20 protein-coding genes and 1 pseudogene are annotated in these 21,354 nt (G+C 73.8%); 12 read left to right on the forward strand and 9 right to left on the reverse strand.

Annotated features, from left to right (window positions below):
* Positions 1-46 precede the first annotated feature (46 nt).
* Entirely contained in the window at positions 47-2,290 is a 2,244-nt protein-coding gene (locus AB0O11_RS12255) for a heavy metal translocating P-type ATPase (RefSeq protein ID WP_363384792.1), read from the reverse strand.
* A 231-nt stretch (positions 2,291-2,521) separates the two neighbouring features.
* Between AB0O11_RS12255 and AB0O11_RS12260 the strand changes: the two genes are divergently transcribed.
* The 3 genes from AB0O11_RS12260 to AB0O11_RS12270 all read left to right on the forward strand — a co-directional run bounded on the left by AB0O11_RS12260 (position 2,522) and on the right by AB0O11_RS12270 (position 4,410).
* Positions 2,522-2,803, forward strand: a complete 282-nt coding sequence (locus AB0O11_RS12260) for a metal-sensitive transcriptional regulator (RefSeq protein WP_224283025.1) — start codon at positions 2,522-2,524, stop codon at positions 2,801-2,803.
* A gap of 52 nt (positions 2,804-2,855) precedes the next feature.
* Entirely contained in the window at positions 2,856-3,767 is a 912-nt protein-coding gene (locus AB0O11_RS12265; RefSeq protein ID WP_363384795.1) for a hypothetical protein, read from the forward strand.
* Positions 3,768-3,972: 205 nt separating this feature from the next.
* Positions 3,973-4,410: a hypothetical protein gene (locus tag AB0O11_RS12270; protein WP_363384797.1), complete on the forward strand. Its 438-nt coding sequence runs from the start codon at positions 3,973-3,975 to the stop codon at positions 4,408-4,410.
* A 3-nt stretch (positions 4,411-4,413) separates the two neighbouring features.
* Here the strand turns inward: AB0O11_RS12270 and AB0O11_RS12275 are convergent, their stop codons facing one another.
* Positions 4,414-5,577: a permease gene (locus tag AB0O11_RS12275; RefSeq protein ID WP_363384800.1), complete on the reverse strand. Its 1,164-nt coding sequence runs from the start codon at positions 5,575-5,577 to the stop codon at positions 4,414-4,416.
* Positions 5,578-6,021: 444 nt separating this feature from the next.
* On the opposite strand from AB0O11_RS12275, the gene AB0O11_RS12280 reads away from it, so the two are divergent.
* On the forward strand, positions 6,022-6,417 hold the full coding sequence (locus AB0O11_RS12280) for a hypothetical protein (RefSeq protein WP_363384802.1): 396 nt from the start codon (positions 6,022-6,024) through the stop codon (positions 6,415-6,417).
* Positions 6,418-6,594: 177 nt separating this feature from the next.
* Here the strand turns inward: AB0O11_RS12280 and AB0O11_RS12285 are convergent, their stop codons facing one another.
* The 3 genes from AB0O11_RS12285 to AB0O11_RS12295 all read right to left on the reverse strand — a co-directional run bounded on the left by AB0O11_RS12285 (position 6,595) and on the right by AB0O11_RS12295 (position 9,371).
* Complete coding sequence (locus AB0O11_RS12285) at positions 6,595-7,635, reverse strand: CU044_5270 family protein (protein ID WP_363384805.1); 1,041 nt, start codon at positions 7,633-7,635, stop codon at positions 6,595-6,597.
* Entirely contained in the window at positions 7,632-8,357 is a 726-nt protein-coding gene (locus tag AB0O11_RS12290) for an RNA polymerase sigma factor (RefSeq protein WP_363384808.1), read from the reverse strand. Before AB0O11_RS12290 ends, AB0O11_RS12285 begins: the two co-directional genes overlap by 4 nt.
* Before the next feature lie 312 nt (positions 8,358-8,669).
* On the reverse strand, positions 8,670-9,371 hold the full coding sequence (locus AB0O11_RS12295) for an NAD(P)H-binding protein (protein ID WP_363384811.1): 702 nt from the start codon (positions 9,369-9,371) through the stop codon (positions 8,670-8,672).
* Positions 9,372-9,492: 121 nt separating this feature from the next.
* Here AB0O11_RS12295 and AB0O11_RS12300 point away from each other — a divergent pair, with 121 nt between their 5' ends.
* From AB0O11_RS12300 to AB0O11_RS12310, 3 genes are all read left to right on the forward strand, one after another.
* On the forward strand, positions 9,493-10,206 hold the full coding sequence (locus AB0O11_RS12300; RefSeq protein WP_363384814.1) for a TetR/AcrR family transcriptional regulator: 714 nt from the start codon (positions 9,493-9,495) through the stop codon (positions 10,204-10,206).
* A 332-nt stretch (positions 10,207-10,538) separates the two neighbouring features.
* A complete protein-coding gene (locus tag AB0O11_RS12305; protein WP_363384817.1) occupies positions 10,539-10,859 on the forward strand; it encodes a heavy-metal-associated domain-containing protein in 321 nt (106 codons plus the stop codon).
* 116 nt (positions 10,860-10,975) lie between these two features.
* Complete coding sequence (locus AB0O11_RS12310) at positions 10,976-11,257, forward strand: metal-sensitive transcriptional regulator (protein WP_224282060.1); 282 nt, start codon at positions 10,976-10,978, stop codon at positions 11,255-11,257.
* Positions 11,258-11,462: 205 nt separating this feature from the next.
* Here the strand turns inward: AB0O11_RS12310 and AB0O11_RS12315 are convergent, their stop codons facing one another.
* Complete coding sequence (locus AB0O11_RS12315) at positions 11,463-12,005, reverse strand: MOSC domain-containing protein (RefSeq protein WP_363384820.1); 543 nt, start codon at positions 12,003-12,005, stop codon at positions 11,463-11,465.
* Positions 12,006-12,138: 133 nt separating this feature from the next.
* Between AB0O11_RS12315 and AB0O11_RS12320 the strand changes: the two are divergent.
* Both AB0O11_RS12320 and AB0O11_RS12325 read left to right on the forward strand, forming a co-directional pair.
* Positions 12,139-12,597 (forward strand): annotated as a pseudogene (locus AB0O11_RS12320) (TetR/AcrR family transcriptional regulator); the annotation flags it as partial.
* Between the two features lie 101 nt (positions 12,598-12,698).
* Positions 12,699-13,910, forward strand: a complete 1,212-nt coding sequence (locus AB0O11_RS12325; protein WP_363384822.1) for a cytochrome P450 — start codon at positions 12,699-12,701, stop codon at positions 13,908-13,910.
* 41 nt (positions 13,911-13,951) lie between these two features.
* On the opposite strand, the gene AB0O11_RS12330 is transcribed toward AB0O11_RS12325, so the two are convergent.
* Positions 13,952-14,740: an aminoglycoside phosphotransferase family protein gene (locus tag AB0O11_RS12330; protein ID WP_363384824.1), complete on the reverse strand. Its 789-nt coding sequence runs from the start codon at positions 14,738-14,740 to the stop codon at positions 13,952-13,954.
* On the reverse strand, positions 14,737-15,903 hold the full coding sequence (locus tag AB0O11_RS12335) for a Dyp-type peroxidase (RefSeq protein ID WP_363384827.1): 1,167 nt from the start codon (positions 15,901-15,903) through the stop codon (positions 14,737-14,739). Before AB0O11_RS12335 ends, AB0O11_RS12330 begins: the two co-directional genes overlap by 4 nt.
* Before the next feature lie 94 nt (positions 15,904-15,997).
* On the opposite strand from AB0O11_RS12335, the gene AB0O11_RS12340 reads away from it, so the two are divergent.
* The 3 genes from AB0O11_RS12340 to AB0O11_RS12350 all read left to right on the forward strand — a co-directional run bounded on the left by AB0O11_RS12340 (position 15,998) and on the right by AB0O11_RS12350 (position 19,730).
* The gene (locus AB0O11_RS12340; RefSeq protein ID WP_363384829.1) at positions 15,998-17,350 is read left to right on the forward strand and encodes a right-handed parallel beta-helix repeat-containing protein; all 1,353 of its coding nucleotides are present in this window, start codon (positions 15,998-16,000) and stop codon (positions 17,348-17,350) included.
* A 185-nt stretch (positions 17,351-17,535) separates the two neighbouring features.
* Positions 17,536-18,270, forward strand: coding sequence for a sulfite exporter TauE/SafE family protein (locus tag AB0O11_RS12345; protein WP_363384831.1), 735 nt, complete (start codon positions 17,536-17,538; stop codon positions 18,268-18,270).
* A gap of 179 nt (positions 18,271-18,449) precedes the next feature.
* Complete coding sequence (locus tag AB0O11_RS12350) at positions 18,450-19,730, forward strand: MFS transporter (RefSeq protein ID WP_363384834.1); 1,281 nt, start codon at positions 18,450-18,452, stop codon at positions 19,728-19,730.
* Positions 19,731-19,895: 165 nt separating this feature from the next.
* Here the strand turns inward: AB0O11_RS12350 and AB0O11_RS12355 are convergent, their stop codons facing one another.
* Positions 19,896-21,161 carry an MFS transporter gene (locus AB0O11_RS12355; protein ID WP_363384837.1) on the reverse strand — a complete coding sequence of 422 codons (1,266 nt, stop codon included), beginning with the start codon at positions 21,159-21,161 and terminating at the stop codon, positions 19,896-19,898.
* Between the last annotated feature and the right edge of the window lie 193 nt (positions 21,162-21,354).

The following is a 21,354-nucleotide window of genomic DNA, read 5'->3' on the forward strand; positions in this document are numbered from 1 at the left end:
CCTGGCGGGGTTCCGGGGCCTCGGCCCGGTGGCGGGACTCGATTCCTCAGCGGAAGCGGCGCAGCCGAAGGCTGTTGCCGACCACGAAGACCGAGGAGAAGGCCATCGCGGCCCCCGCGATCATCGGGTTGAGCAGGCCCGCGGCGGCCAGCGGCAGGGCAGCGACGTTGTAGCCGAAGGCCCAGAACAGGTTGCTCTTGATGGTGCCCAGGGTCTTGCGGGAGAGCCGGATGGCGTCCACCGCGGCCAGCAGGTCACCGCGGACCAGGGTCAGGTCACCCGCCTCGATGGCGGCGTCGGTGCCGGTGCCCATCGCCAGGCCCAGGTCGGCCTGGGCGAGTGCGGCCGCGTCGTTGACGCCGTCGCCGACCATCGCCACGACCCTGCCCTCGGCCTGCAGCCGCTTGACGGTGTCGACCTTGTCCTGCGGCATGACCTCGGCGATCACGTGTTCCGGCGCGATGCCGACCTCGGCCGCCACGGCTTCGGCGACCAGCCGGTTGTCACCGGTCAGCAGGACCGGGGTCAGGCCCAGCGCCCGCAGCTTTCCGATGGCCTCGGCGCTGGTCGGCCTGACCGCGTCGGCGACCTCCAGCACGGCCCGGGCCTCACCGTCCCAGCCGACCGCGATCGCGGTGCGGCCGGCCGCCTCGGCGGTGCGCTTGGCCTCGGCCAGCGCCTCGGGCAGGTACTGCGACCACTCGTTCAGCAGGGCCTCCCGGCCGGCCACCACGGCGTGACCGTCCACCACGCCCTGGACGCCCTGGCCCGGGACGTTCTCGAAGCCCTCGACGGCGGGCAGCTCGCCGGCCTTGGCGGCGGCGTTGGCGATCGCCCGGGCGATCGGGTGCTCGGAGGCGTGCTCCAGGGCGCCGGCCAGGCGCAGCACCTCGGCCTGCTCCACGCCCTCGGCGGCGTGCACCGCGAGCAGGGACATCTGGCCGGTGGTGACGGTGCCGGTCTTGTCCAGGACGATGGTGTCGACCTTGCGGGTGGATTCCAGGACCTCCGGGCCCTTGATCAGGACGCCCAGCTGGGCGCCGCGGCCGGTGCCGACCATCAGCGCGGTCGGGGTGGCCAGGCCCAGGGCGCACGGGCAGGCGATGATCAGTACGGCCACCGCTGCCGTGAACGCGGCGGTCCAGCCCTCGCCGGTGCCCAGCCAGTAGCCGAGGGTGGCCACCGCCAGGGTGATCACGATCGGCACGAAGACCGCCGAGATCCGGTCCGCGAGGCGCTGCGCGGCGGCCTTGCCGTTCTGCGCGTCCTCGACCAGCTTGGCCATCCGGGAGAGCTGGGTGTCGGCGCCGACCCGGGTGGCCTCGACCACCAGGCGTCCGCCCGCGTTGACGGTGGCGCCGGTGACGGCGTCGCCGATCCCGACCTCGACCGGGACGGACTCGCCGGTCAGCATCGAGGCGTCCACCGCCGAGGCGCCCTCGACCACCACGCCGTCGGTGGCGATCTTCTCACCCGGCCGGACCACGAAGCGGTCGCCCACGGCGAGGTCGGCGATCGGGATGCGCACCTCGGCGCCGCCGCGCAGCACCGTCACGTCCTTGGCGCCCAGTTCCAGCAGCGCCTTGAGTGCTGCCCCGGCGGTGCGCTTGGAGCGCGCCTCGAAGTAGCGGCCGGCCAGGATGAAGGCGGTGACGCCGGCCGCCGCCTCCAGGTAGATGTTGGACGAGCCGTCGCTGCGGGCGATGGTGAACTCGAAGCCGTGCCGCATGCCCGGCATCCCGGCGTCGCCGAAGAAGAGCGCCCACAGCGACCAGAGGAACGCGGCGGCGGTGCCGAGCGAGACCAGGGTGTCCATGGTCGCGGCGCCGTGCCGGGCGTTGGTGAACGCGGCCCGGTGGAACGGCCAGGCGGCGTAGGTGACCACCGGGGCGGCGAGGGTCAGCGACAGCCACTGCCAGTTGTCGAACTGGAGGGCCGGCACCATCGCCATCGCGATGACCGGCAGCGCGAGCGCCACCGCGGTGAACAGCCGCCGGCGCAGCGGGGCCAGTTCGTCGGCCGGCTCGGCCTGCCCGGCGTCCGCGCCCTCGACGGCCGGGGGCTTGGGCAGCGCCGCGGTGTAGCCGGTGGCCTCGACGGTGGCGATCAGGTCGGCGACCTCGACGCCGCCCTCGAAGGAGACCTTCGCCTTCTCGGTGGCGTAGTTGACGCTGGCCGTGACCCCGTCCATCCGGTTGAGCTTCTTCTCGATGCGGGCCGCGCACGAGGCGCACGTCATTCCGCCGATCGAGAGTTCCACCTCCGCGGAGGCGGGTGCCTGCGTAGTCATCGTCGCTCCTCGTGACAGTCGTCGTGCGGTACGTTCGGCGGCCGGGCCTTCATACCTAGGAGGGGTATCGGGCGGTGCCGGGTTCATTTATACCCCCGAGGGGTATCGACCGCAAGGCTTCGCCGGTACCCCGGGCAGGTATTTTCCAGGGACGGCGATCTGCTTGACTTGATACCCCCATGGGGTATTCACTCAAGGTGTCGAGCCCGGCGACATCCCGAGGAGGGCCCCATGGCCGGCTACCACAACGACAAGGACCAGCTCCTGCGCCGACTGCGCCGCGTCGAGGGCCAGATCCGCGGCCTCCAGCGCATGGTCGACACCGACACCTACTGCATCGACACGCTGACCCAGGTCTCGGCCGCCACCAAGGCCCTCCAGTCCGTCGCGCTGCACCTGCTCGACTCCCACCTCGCCCACTGCGTCCACGACGCCATCGCGGCCGGCGGCGCCGAGGCGGACGCCAAGGTCGCCGAGGCCTCGCAGGCCATCGCCCGGCTCATGCGGGCCTGAGCCCCGCCCCATTCGCTCCGCTTCCGTCCCGCGTCACGAGGAGAACCCCGTCATGAACACCCCGCTGCGCATCACCGTCTTCGCCGCCGGACTCGCCGCCGCCTTCGGCCTCGCCCTCGGCGTCGGCCACGCCACCGGCAGCGGCCCCTCCCCCAAGCCCGCCACCGCCGGACACGGCGGACACGGCGAGGAGCCGGCCGGCGCCGCCGAGCACCTGCCCGGCGGGCTCCAGGTCTCCGAACGCGGCTACACCCTCAGCGTCGAGAACCCCTTCGTGACCGCCGGCTCCCCCACCGACCTGCGCTTCCGCATCCTCGGCACGGACGGCAAGCCCGTCACCGCCTACCAGCAGCAGCACGAGAAGGAACTGCACCTGATCGTCGCCCCGCGCGACCTGTCGACCTTCCAGCACCTGCATCCGACCCTGTCCGCCGACGGCACCTGGAGCGCCCCGACCGCCGTCCCCGCCGCCGGGGAGTACCGGGTCTTCGCGGACTTCACCCCCGCCGGCGCCGCCGAGGGCCTCACGCTCGGCGCCGACCTGCACGCCGCCGGCGACCTGCGGCCCGCCCCGCTGCCGGAGACCGGCCGGACCGTCACCGTCGACGGCTACACCGTCACCCTGGGCGGCGACCTCACGCCCGGGCGCAGCGGCAAGCTCACCCTGAGCGTCAGCAAGGACGGCAGGCCGGTCACCGACCTCCAGCCCTACCTCGGCGCGTACGGCCACCTGGTCGCGCTGCGCGCCGGCGACCTCGCCTACCTGCACGTCCACCCGGACACCACCGCCCCCGGACCGGAGATCGGCTTCACCACCACCGCCCCGAGCGCCGGCAGCTACCGGCTCTTCCTGGACTTCAAGCACCAGGACACCGTCCGCACCGCGGCCTTCACCGTGACGACGGACGGCAGCACCGCCCCCGTCCCCACCACCGAGGAGCCGGCCGGCGACCACCAGCACTGAGCAGCACCCCACACGGGCCGGGCGATCCCACCGCGGATCGCCCGGCCCGCTGCCGTCCCCGAAACCCGGTGGCCCAGGCGGCAGTTCTCGTGATCACGGCCGGGCACGAGCAGGAACCGCCCACCCCGTCCGCCCGTCATCTCCGCAGGGGTTCCACACACTCGACGCCCCTGCAGCTCTTCACCACCGAGGTCCGAGGAGATCCATGGTCGACACCGTCAACTCACTGGCCGCCCGTCTTCACGAAGTGCTGGTGGAGCATCTGACCAAGGGACCCGCCGTGGCGGGTACCAGGGGCCTCCACGACGTCGTCGCGCGTGCCACGGCGCTCGGCCCCGACGGCACGTGGCTCGCCGCTGCGGGCCATTCGGGCCTCGCCGGCCTGGCCTGCGCACACGGACAGACGGACCAGGCCATCCACCACCTCGACGCCGCGGTGGCAGCCGGCTACAACGACTGCGTGGCCCTCCACATCGCCCTCGTACGCCTGCTGCACCACGATCCCCGCTTCCAGGCCCTGTACCGGCGGATGCGCATCATGGAGTTCCACTTCATCGAGATGCTGGCCTCCGCCGACGCGGGCGCGATCCTCGCCGCGCTGCGAACGCCAGTCGCCAGGCCGACCTCTCGCACAACCTCTTGAGCATCAGTGGTGGTCGTGGGCCGCGGGCCCGCCCGCGTCCGGGGCACCGCCCATCATCCGTAGCATCGCGGCGCCGCCGGTGCGGAAGAAACGGATGAGCAGTCCCAGCGCCAGCAGCAGGAACGCGATGTTGAGCCAGGTGGTGTAGTTCCACTCCACACCCGACATCGGGATCTCCGCCGCCCGCTGGTCCGGGATCAGGCCGAGCCCTCCGAACAGCAACTCCACCGCGTAGCCCGCCAGCACCATCGCCGGGTAGAAGGTGCCGAGCAGGAAGAGGGCCATCCGGCGGCCGTAGTACTTCCGGTAGATGTTCAGGATCGGCAGGATCAGCAGGTCGGCGAAGATGAACGCGACCACGCCGCCGAAGCTGATGCCGCCGTTCCACAGGACCACGGCCAGCGGCACGTTGCCGATCGAGCAGACGAAGGACGCGATCGCCACCAGCGGGCCGACCAGCGGGCCCCACAGCTTGGCGGCCAGGGGATGGTCGGCGAAGAAGAAGGCCTGCCAGAACGAATCAGGGACCCAGGCGGCGATGGCGCCGGCGATGAGCAGGCCGATCACCAGGTCCTTGAGGATGGCGGCCCACTCCATCACGAACACGTGCGAGACCGAGGTGAAGCCCCGCCCGGAGAGCAGCCGTCGGGCGAAGGAGCCCTCCCCGGCCACCGACATGTCCATCGCCGCGTGGCCCTCCATCGAGCCCGACCGCCCGTACGACGCCTGTTCGCGGGCCTCTCGGATCAGCCGTTCGCTCAGGAACAGCCGGAACAGCAGTGCGAGCAGCAGGATCATCACCGGTCCGCCGACGAACTCCGCCGCGGTGAACTGCCAGCCCAGCAGCAGGGCCAGGATGATGCCGAGTTCGATCACCAGGTTGGTCGAGGCGATCTCGAAGGCCATCGCCGAGGTGAAGTTCGCGCCCTTGCGGAACAGCGAGCGGGCCAGGGCCACGGCCGCGTACGAGCAGGAGGACGAGGCCATCCCGAGGCCGGCGGCGACGGCGAGGGTGCGCGGGCGGTCGTCGCCGAGCAACCGGACCACGGTGGCCTTGTGGACGACGGCCTGCACGACGGCGGAGAGCAGGAAACCGAGGACGAGGGCCCAGGTGATCTCCCAAGTCATCGATCCGGCGATGGACAGCGCGTGCAGGATCGCGTGCATGTGGTCCGCCTTCCGCAGAGCGAGTCCCCCGGTGGGCGCCGGTCACCGTATACCCATGTGGGGTATTCAGGAACCGTAACGCGCCGAGACCCGCCGTTGCACCGCCCGTACGGCGAGGGCGCCCCCGGAGGGACGGGCGGGGCGGGCGCCGGCAGGAGGCCCGCCCCTCGGCGAGGTGGTGGACGGCCTCACGCCGCTGTCGCGGACTTCGACTCGCGGGCCGCGCCCTCGGGGCGCGGGGTGGCCACGGAGGTCGATAGAGGTGGGGGCATGTTCCGCCGAGTGCTTCCGACCGGGGATCGGGCCCGCGCCGACGGCGTCTGTGCTCGTCGGCGGCGCCCGTCCGATCACGGCGGGCACGGGACATCACGTGGGCCGAGGGATGGCCGACACGTCGGGCGAACAGCCCTTCCAGACAAGCCGATTGCAGGGGTCCGGGAACTGATGCGTCGTCCACTCACCGCCGTACCGGCACTCCTGGCCGCCGTTCCCCTGCTGGCCGGCTGCTCCTCCGGCACGCTGCCCCTCCCCGGTCCGATGGCCGAACCTCCCACCGAACGGCCGAAGTTGGAGATCGCCCTCCCCGCCGACGACGAGGCCGCCAAGGCCGGCTCCGCGTACCCGACCGACACGGTGACCCTGGCGGTCGGACAGCGGTTCGGCGTCAGGGTGACCGAGGGCGCCCGGCCGTGGGCCTGGTCCCTCACCGAGGCGGACGACGGCCCCGTCCTGAAGCGCGGCCCGGAGGTCAACGTCGTCCCGTGCACCGACCGCACGCCCGGCTGCACCTACGTGGTGACCAGACCTTCGTCGCACTCGCCACCGGCACCACCAGGCTGACCTGGCGCTTCAACGACCGGATCGCGTGTTCCCGGACTCCGGCCCCGACAGCTTCCGAGTGCGGCAAGGTGTCCAAGAGCATCCGGGTCACCGTCCGCTGATCCGCCCGGGGAACGGGTCATCGCGATGTCCCACCGGCTCTGAGCCTTCCGAACCTTCCGACCGCGTCCGGTCCGGTCAGCCGCGCGGCTGCTCCGGCGGGAGTTCACCGACGCGGTCCACGGCGGCCTTCGCGAGGACCGCGGAGGTTCCGACCACCGTCCCGGCGGGGCCCGCGTCGCCGGCCTCACTGAGGACCCTGCGCTCGCCGAGGAACGCGTACGTGGTCCGGTCGAAGACCCACTGCGTCTGCTGCCCGTGCGCCGTACGCGCCACGGCGACGCCTTCCCGCCCGGCGGCGTCGACGGCCGACGGGACGACGGCGACCCCCGGGATCCGCTCGGCGGCCCGGTAGAGCGCGGCGCTGACCTGCGGCGGCGCCCAGGTCTCGGCCAGCAGGTCGCCGATCGCGGCGAAGGCCCGCTGGTCCGGGTCCCCACTGCGGCCTCCGTCCCGGATCAGCTTCAACAGGGCATCCGGGTCGGTGGGCAGCGAGGCGACGTACGCGTGGGTCGGCGTGTCGATCGACGGGCCGCTTCCGCGCGAGGCGTCGAGCCGGGTGTCGGGCCCGCCCTCCTCGCGCAGCAGGCCGGGGCGGCTGCCGTCGGCGGACAGCCAGACCTGCCGGGTGTGCACGGGAGCCGTGGTCACGGGACCGCCTGCCGCGCTCTGAGCCGCGTAGGCGACCCTGCTCTCGATGTAGACGAACTGGTCGGCGCGAACCGTCTCCTGCTCCGCTCCGGCGGCGGCGAGCGCGATGCGGTCGAGCAGCCGTACCGCTTGGGAGGTACCGGTGGCGCCACCCCCGGCCACCGCCGCGCGGTCGCACCCGGCCGAACCCCCGAGGTCCACCGTCACGACGCCGGCGACCGCGAGGGCGCAGGCGAGCGCCGGTACCGCGATCCGGACCGGACGCCGGTACCGGGCCGGACGCCGGGTGGCGCCGCCCTGCGGTTCGGCGGACGCGGCGGCCCTGCGCAACACCTCCCTTCTCAGCAGCAGTTGGCGATCAGCGTCCAGGCCGGGCACCGCCGGCGGGGGCAGCAGCTCGGCGAGTTCGCGGCGCTCGGCCTCCGCGGAGGACGGGCACTGCGTATCGCGCCGTGGGGTGGCGTTCATCCGTGGCTCTCCCGGATCGACTGGATCGACTGGATCGACGGCCGGAGCGCGGGGATGCGGCCCGGTACGGGCAGGGCGGTGACGACGGAAGGGGTCCGCCCCTCCGCCGCGGGCGGCTTTCCGGTTCCGGCGTGCCGGTGCCGCGCCGAGGTGACGCGGGCCTCGGCCCTGGCCCTGGCCTTGGCTTCGGCCCGGGCTTCCGCCTCGGTGAGCTCACGCAGTCGGGCCCGGGCCCGGGAAAGTCGCGAGCGGACGGTGCCGACCGGCGTGCCCAGCGCCTCGGCCGCGCTCGCGTAGTCCAGCCCGGCCCAGACCACGAGGGTGAAGACCTCCCGGTCGCGGCGCCGGAGCCGGGCGAGCGCACGGTGCGCGGCACGCAGGTGCTCGACGTCCGCGAGGTGCGCGACCAGGTCGTCGGCGAAGTCCGGGACGGAACCGCGTTCCGGGAGCCGGGCGAGCGCGCTGTCACGGCGCCGGCGGGCCCGGGCGGTGCGGCGCATGACGTTGGTCGCGATCCCCAGCAGCCACGGGCGCAGCCCGTCACCGTCGGGGTGCAGTTTCTCCCGGCCCCGCCACGCCTCCAGGAAGGTCGTCGAGACGACGTCCTCGGCCTCCGCCCAGTCGCCCGTCACGCGGAGGGCGTAGCGGTACAGCACCTGGGCGTGCTCGTCGTACAGCTCACCCAGGGCGTCGGGGTCGCCGCGGCGAAGACGCGTTCTCATGAGCGCCTCGACCAGACCATCGCCGACGCCTACCGCACCCAGTGACCCCGTCGGCCGCCTGACGCCCCTCCGGGAACCGCCGCGCCAAGCCGGCCTCGCACGGCGCGGATCGACCATGGTTCACGGGTGGCCGGACCACTCCCCCGGTCCGGCCACCCGTTGCAGGAGGCTGACGATCCCGGCCGACACCGGGCCGTCCGGCAACCCCCTGCCGGACAGCCCGGGCCTCCGACTCGTCCGGCAGCTCTTCGACGCCCGGAGTCACGAGGTCGGCACGAGCCGGCCGTGGGCCCGACCGGCCGTGCCCGTCGGTCAGTAGCCGATGGTGAACCTGCGCTGGACGAACCGGGGCAGCTCGGCCTCGTCGACGAGGGCGACCGCGGCGTCCTCGGCCGAGATCCGGCTGAGGCCGTCGGCGTCGAGGACGGGCTGGTCGCCGCCGATGCGGAAGCGGCCGGTGCGCTCACCGGGGGCGATCTCCTCGGCGGGGCTGAAGTAGGTCCAGAGCCGGTTCGAGGTGCGCAGGACGTTCAGCGCGTCGCGGTGGCCGCGGACGGCGGCGATGTATTCCCGGGGCAGGCCAAGGGCGTCGAGGGCCTCGTACACCAAGTCGTCGTGGTCGGTGCGGACGACCCCCGGTGCGATCTCCAGGCTGCCGGCGCCGCCGATGACGATGAGTCGGGTGCGGGGGTGTGACTCCAGGGCCTTGAGCAGGGCCCGGGCGGCGGCGGCGTACACGGTCGGGTCGGCGATCGCGCGCCGGATGGCGTCGGCAATGTCGTTCGCCGCGTTGCCGGGCTGGAATCCGCTGATGAGCACGTCCAGACCAGGCAGAACTGCGGCGATGCTCGCCGCGTCGAGGACGTCGACGCTCGCCCAGCTGAGGTTCTCTCGCTGGTCGTCGATCGCGGAGGCATCGCGGCTGAACGCCGTGACGCGGTGCCCGCGGCCGAGGGCCTCGGTGACGATCCGACTGCCGATGATGCCGGTGGCTCCGATGATGCCGATGTGCATGGTTCTCCCCTTGTTCATGCCGGATGGCGGCATGAAGGCCCGCGCCTTCACGCCGTGCCAAAACTATACGGCGTGAAGTTTCAGTACGGCAATCAGCACAGTGACGCTGTAGAGTGAGCCCGTGGCAGGCACCCGAAGCACCGGACGACGTGAGCGACTGCGGACCGAGACGACCGCCGAAATCAAGAGCACTGCCCTGGAGTTGATGGGCTCGGGCGGGCCCGACGCGATCACCCTGCGGGCGATCGCCCGCGAGATGGGCATGACCGCCAACGCCATCTACGGATACTTCGCCACCCGCGATGACCTGGTCACCGCGCTCATCGTGGACGTCTACACCGCACTCGCGGACGCCGTTGACACCGCCTGGGCCGCCTCGCCACAGGGCGATCCGGCGGCCCGGATCCAGGCCTGGGCGCACGCCTTCCGCGACTGGGCGCTGGCCAACCCCGAGGGTTTCCGACTGATCTACGGCGACCCGGTACCCGGCTACCGGGCCCCCGAAGGCGGTGCCGCACCGGACGCCGCCCGGCGGGTCTGCGTCGGCATCACCGCCCTCGCTGCCACCGCCTGGGAGAACTCCGAATCGCCGCACGAGGGCGGCGACTTCAGCTGGGCGGACTTCGATCCCGGCCTGCTGGACAAGGTCCGCCCGGCCTTCCCCGACCTTCCCCCGGCGGGCGTGGCCCTGGCCCTGCGGATCTGGGGGCACCTGCACGGGCTGGTCGCGCTGGAGATCTACGGCCACCTGCGCGCCCAGACGCTCGCCTCGGACAAGCTCTTCCGCACCGAACTGGCCCAGCTCGTCCGCTCCTTGGGCCTCGACGCCGGCTAGCTGCGATCGGCCGGGCTCACCGGGCTGCTCGATCAGGCGGCGAGGGCAGGCCGGCCCCGCCGGAGCCCTTTCCCACTGCGGATACGAGCACACTCCTTGCATGTGGGCGGCGAGGACGTCGAGGTGGCGGGCGCCGGTCGTCCGGGGATGCACGGGAGCGCCTTCACCCTGCCCGGCCACCCGCAACAGGACTGTCACAGTGCGGTGTTGACGACGGCTTCCCGGCGGACAAAGGTCTGGCCGTTACCCTAGGGGGGTATGGTATGTTCACAAGCGAAGCAGCCGCCCGGACAGTCCGGCCGGCGCCGGGCACCCACGACAGGAGCACACCCATGAGCGAGACCACCGTCACCGTCGAGTCCGCCGCCACCGAGGCGTCCTCCTGCTGCGGCTCGTGCGGCACCGACGCCGGCGCGGCCCCCGCCGCCGAGTCCGCCCCGACCTCGGCCTTCCAGGTGAAGGGCATGACCTGCGGCCACTGCGTCACCTCGGTGACCGCCGAGCTGAAGAAGCTCGACGGCGTCACCGACGTCGCCGTGGACCTCTCCACCGGCAAGGTCACCGTCGGCAGCACCCGGCCGCTCGCCGACTCCGACGTGGCCGCCGCCGTCGACGAGGCCGGCTACGAGCTGGTCGGCCGCACCGACGGCTGACCACCGACGTCGGCCCGGACGGGCAGGCACCACCCCGTCCGTCCGGGCCGACTCCCCCCTGCCGCACCCCCGGTAGAGTGTGAGCACGCCTCACCGAACAGGAACCGGAGACGGCCATGGCCAGCTACAGCTCCCACAAGGACGACTTCCTCAAGCGGCTCCGCCGCATCGAGGGCCAGATCCGTGGCCTCCAGCGCATGGTCGAACAGGACACCTACTGCATCGACGTCCTCACCCAGGTCTCCGCCGCCAGCCGCGCCCTCCAGTCCTTCGCCCTCCAACTCCTGGACGAGCACATCGAATGCTGCGTCCGCGATGCCATCGCCGAGGGCGGCCAGGAGGCGAGCACCAAGATCCGCGAGGCCAACCAGGCCATCGCCCGCCTCGTCAGGTCCTGACCTCGCGTCAGCAGCGCAGGCTCCTCCCCGGCTCCCGGCAGCTCGTGCACCGGGAGCCGTCGCCGTTACGGGGAGGGGGTATCCACCGCCCCTTCGGCGAGCCGGCGAACCGGCAAACAGGGCGGACAGCAGCCGCCGGGGCGTACCGGTAGGGGGTATGCTCGACCTCCGCCGCGTCGACGGGGACCCCGCCGAGGCGTGCGCTTCAGACCCGGTCGAGCGGGCGGTGCGGGCCGTCCGGCAGCTCGACCGCGATGGCGTCACCGGGCCGGACCGGTCCGCCGGTGCGGACGATCCCCATGATTCCGGCGCGGCGCACGATCGTGCCGTCCTCGGCGCGACCGACGACCTGCTTGAGCAGGCCGGGCCGGTAGTGGTCGATCTGGGCACACGGGTTGCGCAGGCCGGTGATCTCCACCTCGGCCTCCGGGCCGACCCGCAGCACCGCGCCGACCGGCAGGCCGAGCAGGTCCACGCCCTCGGTGGTGATGTTCTCGCCGAGCGCGCCCGGCGCCACGTCGAAGCCGGACTCGACGAGTTCGGTGAGCAGTTCGCGGTGGATCAGGTGGACCTGGCGCAGGTTGGGCACGGTCGGGTCCTGGGCGACCCGGGACCGGTGCTTGACCGTCACCCCGGCGTGCACGTCGCCCTCGACGCCCAGCCCTGCGAGCAGGGTGATGGCTTCCCGGTTCGGCTTGGTGAACGAGTACTCGGCGTTGCTGCTGACCGCCACCACGGTGCCGCTCATGCTCCGGACCCTCCTTGCGGATGTACGTTCGATCGATGCGGAAGCATAGCCGCCCCGCACCGTCAGCCCTCCGCGTGCGCCCGCTCGTCCGCGCCGGCGAGCCACAAGTACACCGGTGCGAGCCCGAGTTCGCCTCTTCGCGGCGGTCTACCGGGAGGCCGCCGACGACCTGCTCGCCAGGAGCCGGTTCGATCCGGCCGACACTCTGGCCGAGCAGTTGGTCGAGGGCATGGACGCCCACCTGGACTACTTCATCGCCAACCGGCACGCCGTGCTCGCGGCCAACCGCGTGCTGGCCGGGGACCAGGTGATCCAGACCATCATCACCGAGGAGCTCGACGCCCTGCGCGGCCGGCTGCTCGGCGTCCTCCCGCTCGCGGACGAGCGGGCGCGGCAGGCGGTGTCGCAGGTCCTGCGCAGCTGGCTGGTGTTCGTCCGGGTCCTGGTCATCGACTGGCTGACCGAGGAGACCTGCACCCGCACCGAGCTGCGGGACGCCTGCATCGGCGCCGTACTCGGCGCGCTCCGGCCACTGCTGCCGACCGATCCCGCACTCGGCTGGGGGCGCCGAGGGCATACCATCGGGGCGTAACGGGAGAAGCACCACAAGCATCCAATTTCTCATGAAAATAAGACAATTGAATGCCCGGACTCCCCTCGACCAGCCGGACCTCCGACCCCGTGAAGGGACCCATGGACTCCGCCGCAGCCGACCCCCGGACCATCCTCCCCCCACTCCACCGGCTCCCCACCACCCCCGCCCAGCCGCCCCACCCCACCACCCTCCCGGACGGCACCCCCGCGTGGCTGATCACCCGCTACCACGACGTCCGGCAGGTCCTCGGCGACCCCCGGGTCACCCGGGCCGACCTGCATGACGTCGGCACCGCGGGCGTCACCGCGGACGTGGCCGCCAACCCGGCCTCCCTGTTCAACCAGGACGGACCCGCCCACCGCCGACTGCGCGGCACCGTCCAACGGGCCTTCACCCCGCGCGCCATCGCCGGCTGGCAGCCGTGGGTCGCGGCCGCCGTCCAGCAGTCCGTGGACCGGCTGGTCGCCGCCGGCCCGCCGGCCGACCTCGTCCCCGCATTCGCCCGGCCGGTGCCGTTCGCCGTCACCACCCGGCTGATGGGGCTCGACGGGGACGGGCCGGACCACCTGGACGAGGCGCGGCTGCACCGCTGGACCCTCGCCCTGCTCGCCCAGGGCGGCGAGCAGGGCGAGACACAGGCGGCCGACCACGGCGACACCCTCGCCGAATTCGGCGCGTTCATGGAGGAGTTGGTCGCCCGACGGCGCCGCGAGCCCGGCGACGACCTGGTCAGCCGACTGGTCCGGGCCGCCGACCAGGACGGTGGCGTCCCCGAGGAGTCACTCGTCTTCCTGGTCGCCGGGCTCACCGCCAGCGGCAACGAGAGCGTCGCCGGAGCCCTCGCCAACGCCCTGGTCTACGTGCTCGGCGAACGCCCCGAGCACTGGCCGCACCTCGCCGACCCGGACATCGCCGAGCGCACCGCCGAACGACTGCTGCACTACATCCCGCTCGGTGACGACGAGGCCACCATCCGCCGCACCACCGCGCCGATCGAGGTCGGCGACGTCACCGTCCCGGCCGACGCGGTCGTCGCCGTCAGTCTCGGCAGCGCCAACCGTGACCCGGCCGTCTACCCCGAGGGCCTGGACGCCGACCTCGGGCTCCCGCTCCCGGCCCCCACCCTCGCCTTCAGCGCCGGCCCGCACTACTGCATCGGCGCCTGGCGGGTCCGCCTGGAGATGCGCGAGTCCCTGCACCGCCTCGCCACCGCCCTCCCGGGCCTGCGCCTGACCACCCCGGTCACGGAGCTCGCCTGGCAGCTCGGCAGCACCACCCGGAGCCCCGCCCGTCTCCCGGTGGACTGGTAGCCGCCCCCGAGAACGCGGTCGGCGAGCCGCCCTGCCCGACGTCAGCCGTCGAGCAGGGCGCCCGACCACCGCTCCCGGCGCCGCTCGATGTACTCGGCGTCGCTGCGCCAGACCTCCCCGTGGCCCTCCGTCCAGAGCCTCGCCCAGGGCTGGACGCCACGGCCCGCCCGGTCCCGCAGGAAGTCGTGCATGGCCCGGGTCCGCGGCCCCAACAGCGGTACCAGAGCGCGCCGTTCGCCCTCGTCCAGCCCGTAGGCGTCGACGAAGACCCGCAGCCGGGCCGCCGCGTCGGCGTCGGCGAGCCGTCGGTCCGGCTGCGCCGACAACGGCAGGAAGCCGTGCAGCGCGTAGGCGAGGTCCCAGAGCCTGGTCCCCGGGGCGGCCGTGTCCCAGTCGATGAAGGACCACTGGTGCTCGGCGCCGACCACGAGGTTCCACGGGGCCAGGTCGTTGTGGGCGATGATGTCGGCGTCGTCGGGCGGCATCAGCACCTGCCAGCGGGCGTCCGGCGGGGGCGTGAAGTCCCGGACGGCGTCGTGGAACTCCCGGATCAGGCGCGCGACCCGGGCCAGCCGCTCAGCGGGGTCCAGCAGGTCGAAGCGGTCGGGCCAGACCACCCGGCCCGGCTGGTACGTCAGCACCTCGCGCCCCTGCCCGTCGAGGCCGAGCGGGCGCGGCGCCGCCCGGAACCCCGCCGCGTGCAAATGCTCCAGCAGCGCGTGCACCGCGGGCGTCCACGGCCCGGCCGGGCGCCGTACGGTGTCCCCGACGCGGACCACGCCGGCACTCGTGTTCCCGCCGGACAGCGGCTGTTCCTCCTCGCGGCTCATCCGAACAGCCCCTCCCCCAGCGTCCCGCCCGCCGGCGCGCCCGGCAGCACGTAGGCCACCGCCGAGGCCGTGTGCTCGACGAAGGCGTTGAGAGCATCGCGCGCGGCCAGCCGGTTCTGGACACGGGTGAACTGGGCCGGGTCGCGCATGAAGGCGCAGAACAGCAGGCCGCGGTCGCCCGGCCCGTCGTCGTAGCTGTAGCCCCGCCGCAGCATCCGGGCGCCGCCGTCCAGCCGGGGGCTGGAGAGGCGGACGTGGGCGGTGGCCGGGATGACGTACGAGCCGTCCGGGTTCTTGGCGTAGATGTCCGGCTCGTCGTGCTCCGCCGTGCCGGTGAGCGGCGCGCCGTCGCCGGCCCGACGGCCCATCACCTGCTCCTGGCGGTCCCCGGGGAGGGCGGCGAAGGCGGCGGTGTCCATCCGGATCCGGCGGTAGACCAGCACCGTCCCGTGCTCGTGCGGCCCCGGCGGGCCCCAGACCCACTGCCCGCCCTCCGGACCGTTCGGGTTCGCCGTGCCGTCCTTGAAGCCGAACAGGTTGCGCGGCGTGGCGCCCCCGGCCGTCCGGGCCAGGAAGCCGGACTGCGTCCACCGCACCGTCGCGCCCGCCGCCCGGGCCACCGCGCCCGCCTGCTCGGCGACCACGGACAGCGGCCAGCGGTCCGCCGCGCACAGCTGGATCACCAGGTCGCCGCCACCGCGCGCCGGGTCGAGCCGGTCCCCGGGGAAGTCGGGCAGCTCGGTCAGCAGGGCCGGCGGAACGTTCAGTCCCAGGCGGGCGGCGAGGCCCGGCCCGACCCCCACCAGGCTGCTGAGTCCGGCCGGTTGGCCGCCCTGCAGCCGCGCGTCCGACGGGCTGCCGCCCGCCGCCTCGGCCAGCACCCGGGTCAGCTCGCCGAGCAGACCGCGCAGGGCGGCCCGCCCGTCCGAGGTCGCGGCGGGCGCCAGGTCGAGGGCCAGCAGCTGGGTGGCCGGCTGCTGCGGGGCCGTCACCCCGGCCTGCCGTTCGCCGTGGAAGGGCACGACCGACGGCTCCGGCGGCGGCGCCGTCCGGCCGTGGCCGCTCCCGGGGCCGTTCCCGCCGCCCAGGGCCAGCGCCGCGGCCCCCGCGCCGAGCCCGGCGGCCACCACCGCCCCGCCCGCGATCAGGGCCCTTCGATCCACACCGCTCCTGACGGTCGGTGGCTGGTCCTGCGCCTTTCCGGTTTCGGCATGCATGAGCGACATTGGAGACGATAGAACACGCCGTATGCAAATCTTGACCACACGTCACGTCCGCTCCGCCACAGCGCCCTCACGCGCGGCCCTGACCGTCAAGCGGCTGCCCGCCCTGCTCGCCGCCGCCGTCCTCGCCCTCTCCGGCTGTTCCTCGGGCGGCTCGTCCTCCTCCGACGCCAAGCACCCGGAGGGCACGGTCATCCGGGTCCCGCAGCACTTCCCGACCATCCAGAAGGCCGTGGACGTCGCCCGCGAGGGGGACACCGTCCTGGTCGACCCGGGCACCTACCGGGAGAGCGTGCGCCTCACCAAGCCCAAGATCGTGCTGCGCGGCACCGACCGCAACGCCGTGGTCCTGGACGGCGGCCTGCGGCTGATCAACGGCATCACGGCCTCCGGCCCCGGCTCGGTGGTGGAGAACCTCACCGTCCACGGCTACCTCGCCAACGGCGTGCTGTTCACCGGCGTCACCGACGAGAAGCTCCAGCAGCACGGCGCCGGCGGCTCCGCCTACAACCCGCTGGACACCGTCCGTTTCCCGGCCCTCCAGGGCTTCCGCGCCAGCAACGTCACCGCGTACAACAACGGCCTGTACGGCATCTACGCCTTCGACGCCCGCGGCGGCGTCATCGAGGACTCGTACGCCTCCGGGGGCGCCGACTCCGGCATCTACGTCGGCCAGTGCAAGCCCTGCGACACCCTCGTGCGGGGCAACACCGTCGAGCGCAACGCCGTCGGCGTCGAGATCACCAACGCCTCCGACGGGCTCACCGTGGTCGGCAACCGGATCACCGGCAACCGGGTCGGGGTCACCGCCAACTCCAACGACCTCGAAGCCCTCGCCCCCCAGCACGGCGCGGTGATCGTGGGCAACGTCGTCACCGACAACAATGCCGCCGACACCCCCCAACAGGCCGACGGCGCCTACGGCATCGGCATCGGCATCGGCGGCGGCACGGGGAACCAGGTGCAGCGCAACCTGGTCCAGGGCAACCGCGCGGTCGGCATCGTCATCACCGACCCGCCCGGGCACCCGGCGAGCGGCAACCGGATCGAGGGCAACCGGGCCACCGGCAACGGCACCGACCTGGCGCTGGCCTCCGCCGACCCGGGCAACTGCTTCACCGGCAACCAGCCGGCCGTCCAGAGCCCGGACGGCCTGGAGACGCTGGCGGGCTGCGCCGTCCAGGGCCGGACCGCCCCGCCCTTCGGCCGCACCAGCCCGGTCCAGGCGCCGCCCGGCATCCCGTTCAGCCAGGTGCCGGCCCCGCCCGCCCAGCCCTCGCTGGCGGACCCGACCGCGCCCGGCCGCCCGGCGACCGACCTCCCGGGCCCGGTCGACCCGGGCGCCTACCCGCTGCCGGAGTCCGCGGACGCCGTCCCGAAGCACTGACCCCGACCCCGTTCGGGCCCGCGCCCGCGCCCGCCCGACGGGTGTCACCGGTGCCGCGCCCCGCCGCGCCCTGCCCCGCCCGGCCTGGCAGGGCGGGGCGGCCGGGCCCGGCAACTCGACTGTGCGGCATGATCGGTGCGACCGCCCGACGATCCGACATCCGGCGCCGAGAGGGGGCCCACCCGATGCCCGACGGCTGGACCACCGACCTCGTCCTGGGCTGCGCCGTCCTGCTGGGCGCCTCCGTCCAGCGACTGGCCGGCATCGGCTTCGCCCTGGTCGCCGCGCCCGTCCTGGTCCTGTTGCTCGGCCCGCGCGACGGCGTCACGCTGTCGAACCTCGCCGCCGGGGTCATCAGCGCCGTCGGACTGCTGGGCAGCTGGCGGCAGGTGCGGCTGCCGGCGATGCTGCCGCTGATCCTCGCCGCGGCCTGCACGGTGCCGGCCGGAGCCTGGGCCGCGGCGAAGATCCCGGCGCCCGGGCTGCTCATCGGCATCGGGGCGCTGGTCAGCCTGGCCTCCCTGCTGGTGCTGCGCGGGGTACGGGCGGCCGCGCTGCGCGGGGTCGGTGGCGCCCTGGTCGCGGGCGCCACCAGCGGGTTCATGAACTCGGCCGCCGGGGTGGGCGGCCCGGCCGTCTCCCTGTACGCCGTCAACACCGGCTGGACGGCACGGGAGTTCCTGCCCAACGCCCAGTTCTACGGTGTGGTGGTGAACGCCTTCTCGCTGGCCGGCAAGGGCCTGCCGACGCTGTCCGGGCCCGCCTGGTGGCTGGTGGCCGCCGCGCTCGCGGGCGGTGCGGCGATCGGCCGGCTGCTCGCCGGGCGGGTGCCGGAGGGCCGCGCCCGGATGGTGGTGCTGGGCCTGGCCCTGGGGGGCGGGCTGACCACCCTCGCCAAGGGCGTCTCGGGGCTGGGCTGAGCACGCACCCGGCCGGGCATCACCGTCCGGAAGACCCGGCCGGAACAGCCGAAACCCACCGGATACTCCGGACAACTCCGGATGAGCCCGACGCCCTTACCGGCACGGACAGTTCGGGATACCCTCGGCAGTTCGGAAACCGCCCGAACAGCCCTCCGCGGACATGACATACTGCGTCGGTGACCTCAGCTGACCTGGCCGCGAAGCCGTCCAAAAGCCGTCCCCGACTGGGCCGGAAGTTCAATCTGCTGTGGTCCGCGTCGGCGATCTCCTCGGTCGGCGACGGCATGCGCGACTCCGCCCTGCCGCTGCTGGCGGTGGCCGTCTCCGACTCGCCCAGCGCGGTCTCCGTGGTCTCCGTCGCCGCGTCACTGCCCTTCCTGCTGATGTCGCTGTACGGCGGAGTGCTCGCCGACCGGGCCGACCGGCGGCGGCTGATGTGGACGATCGACGGCGCGCGCGCCGTCGTCGTCCTGGGCTTCGCCGGCTGGGTCTTCCTCACCCACCCACCCCTGGTCGCGCTCGCCGCGCTGGCCTTCCTGCTCGGCTGCGGCGAGACGGTCTTCTCCAACGCCGCCACCTCGGCCGTCCCCGAGCTGGTCCGCCCCGACCAGCTCGACGCCGCCAACGGCCGGATGCAGGCCAACATGCTGGTCGGCGGCAACCTCATCGGCCCGCTGCTCGGCTCGGCGCTGTTCGCCGTGGCCGCCACCTACCCGTTCACGGTGGACGGCGTCTCCTTCGTGCTCGCCGCCGTCCTGGTCGCCGCCACCGGCCGCTCCACCGCCCCGCGCGCCCAGGCCGACCGCCGCCCGGTGCTCACCGAGATCCGCGAGGGCGTCAGCTGGCTGGTCCGCCACCGCGACGTGCGGATGCTCGCCGTGCTCTCCACCCTGGGCGCGCTGGCCTGCTTCATGGGCACCACCATGATGGTCCTGATGGTCACCAAGGTCATCCACGCGCCCGACGCCTCCTACGGCATCGTGCTCGCGGCCGGCGCCATCGGCGGCACCGCCGCCAGCACCCTGGCCGGCCGGCTCAGCCGCCTGCTCGGCCGCGGCACCCGGATCGCCCTCGCCTTCCTGCTGATGGGCGTCTCGCTGATCCTGATGGGCCTGAGCACCTCGGTGGCCGAGGTCGCCGCGCTGTACGGCGTGGTCGGCTTCGGGATCGTCACCTGGAACATCCAGGCGATCTCGCTGCGCCAGCAGGCCGTACCGAAGGAGCTGCTCGGCCGGGTCAACAGCTGCTACATGCTGCTGAGCCGACTCGGCATCATGGCCGGCGCCGCCCTCAGCGGCTGGATCGCCTCCGTCGTCAGCATCCGCACCCCGCTCCTCCTCGGCGGCGGCCTGCTGCTGGTCCTGCTGGTCGCGGTGCTGCTCCTGCTCCCGCGGATGACCGCGCTGGAGGCCGCCCCGGCCGCCGCCGCCCCGGCCGCCGATCCGGACACCGAGTAGCCCGGCCGGCCCGGCCGCCGCACCTTCCGTCGGGTCAGGCGCGACAGCCGGGCCGAGCGAGTGGCTGGTGCGACCGCCTCGACGGACTCACCCGCCACCGTCCACTGGGCGGTCCGCCCCGCGAAGTCGCCCGGCGCCGCTCGCTGACCGCCGACCGCTGACCTCCTAGGAACGCTCCCCCTTGGGCTCGTTCGTCCAGGCGGCCGTGCGGGTGGGCAGGTTCTCGGGCCGCCCGCCGGCGGGCGGGGTGGTGGTCCGGGGTCGGACGGTGGCGAGGGCGGCCAGGGCCGGGGTGGCGGCGAGCACGAGGCAGAGCGGTAGCGGCAGGTGTTCGGCGAGGAGTCCGGCCAGCGCGGTGCCGGCCGAACTGCCCGCGTTGAAAGCGGCGTTGACCCAGGCGCCGGCTCGGGTACGCCGGCCGGGCCCGGCAAGTTCGTCGGTGAACAGGTAGGCGGTGGTGAGGGTCGGGGCCACGGTCAGGCCGGCCAGGGCGGCGACGGCCGCCAGGAGCGGGAGTGTCGGAGCGAGGGCGGTCAGGGCCAGCGTGCCGCCGAAGGCCGCGGTCAGGACGGCGAGCCGGACCCGGGCCGGTGCCCGCCAGTCAAGGGCGCCGAGGGCGAGACCGCCGACCGCGCTCCCCGCGGCGAGCATCCCCTCCACCCACGCGGCGTCGGCCGCCTGCCCGTGCCGCTGGGCGAAGACCACCGCCAGCAGGACGAACGCGCCGAGCCCAGCCCCGGCCCCCGCGGCGGCGGCGAGCGGCTGGCGGGTTCGGGCCAGCAGCTGCCAGGGGCGCGAACGGTCTTCGGTCACAGGGGAGTTCATTCGGGCGGGGGCCGGCTCGTCGCGCACCGAGGAGGCCAGGGCGAGGGTGCCGGTGAGGACGAGGGCGGCACCCAGCACCAGTCCGAGGGCCGGGCGGTCCGTCGCCGCCGCGATCAGGCCGGCCAGCAACGGGCCGGTGACGTGCAGGAGTTCCTCGGCGACGGTGTCCAGGCTGTAGGCCCGCCGGCGCAGCTCGGGATCGGGCAGCAGTGCGCTCCACCGCGCCCGGGTGACCGGCCCGAGAGGTGGCGCGAGCACCCCGGCCGCCACGGCGAGGGCGAGCAGAGCCGGGAACGGCACGCCGGGCCGCCAGGTGGCAGCGGCCAGGCCGAGCAGCACCACCGTGTACCCGGCCGCCATCGGCGGCAGCGCCCGGCGCGGGCCGTGGCGGTCGACCAGCCCGGCCCGGACGGGTGAGAGCAGCACGTTGGAGGCGGCGAACAGGGCCGTCAACCAGCCGGCCCGGGCGTACGAGCCGGTCGTACCGGTGACGGCCAGCAGAAGCGCGAGCGGGACGACGCCGTAGGAGAGGCGGCCGATCAGGGCCGCGCCGAAGAGCCGGACCGCGCCGGGGGTGCGCAGGACCGTCGCATAGGACGAAGACATGGGGGTTCCTCAAGAGCAGGCGCGCGCCGCGCGCCGGTGTACCGGGACGCCGAAGGGCCGCACCACTCGGGTGCGGTCGCTGTCCGGGGTCCTAGTCACGGGAGAGGAACACGGGGCCATGGTAGGGCATGGCCCTGCCGGATCTTGCCCGGGAAGTCGATGGGGCCGATCTCTCACGCAGGGCTCCGGCGCC

Origin of the sequence: Kitasatospora sp. NPDC093102 (genome assembly GCF_040683915.1) — a bacterium.
Lineage (GTDB): Bacteria > Actinomycetota > Actinomycetes > Streptomycetales > Streptomycetaceae > Kitasatospora.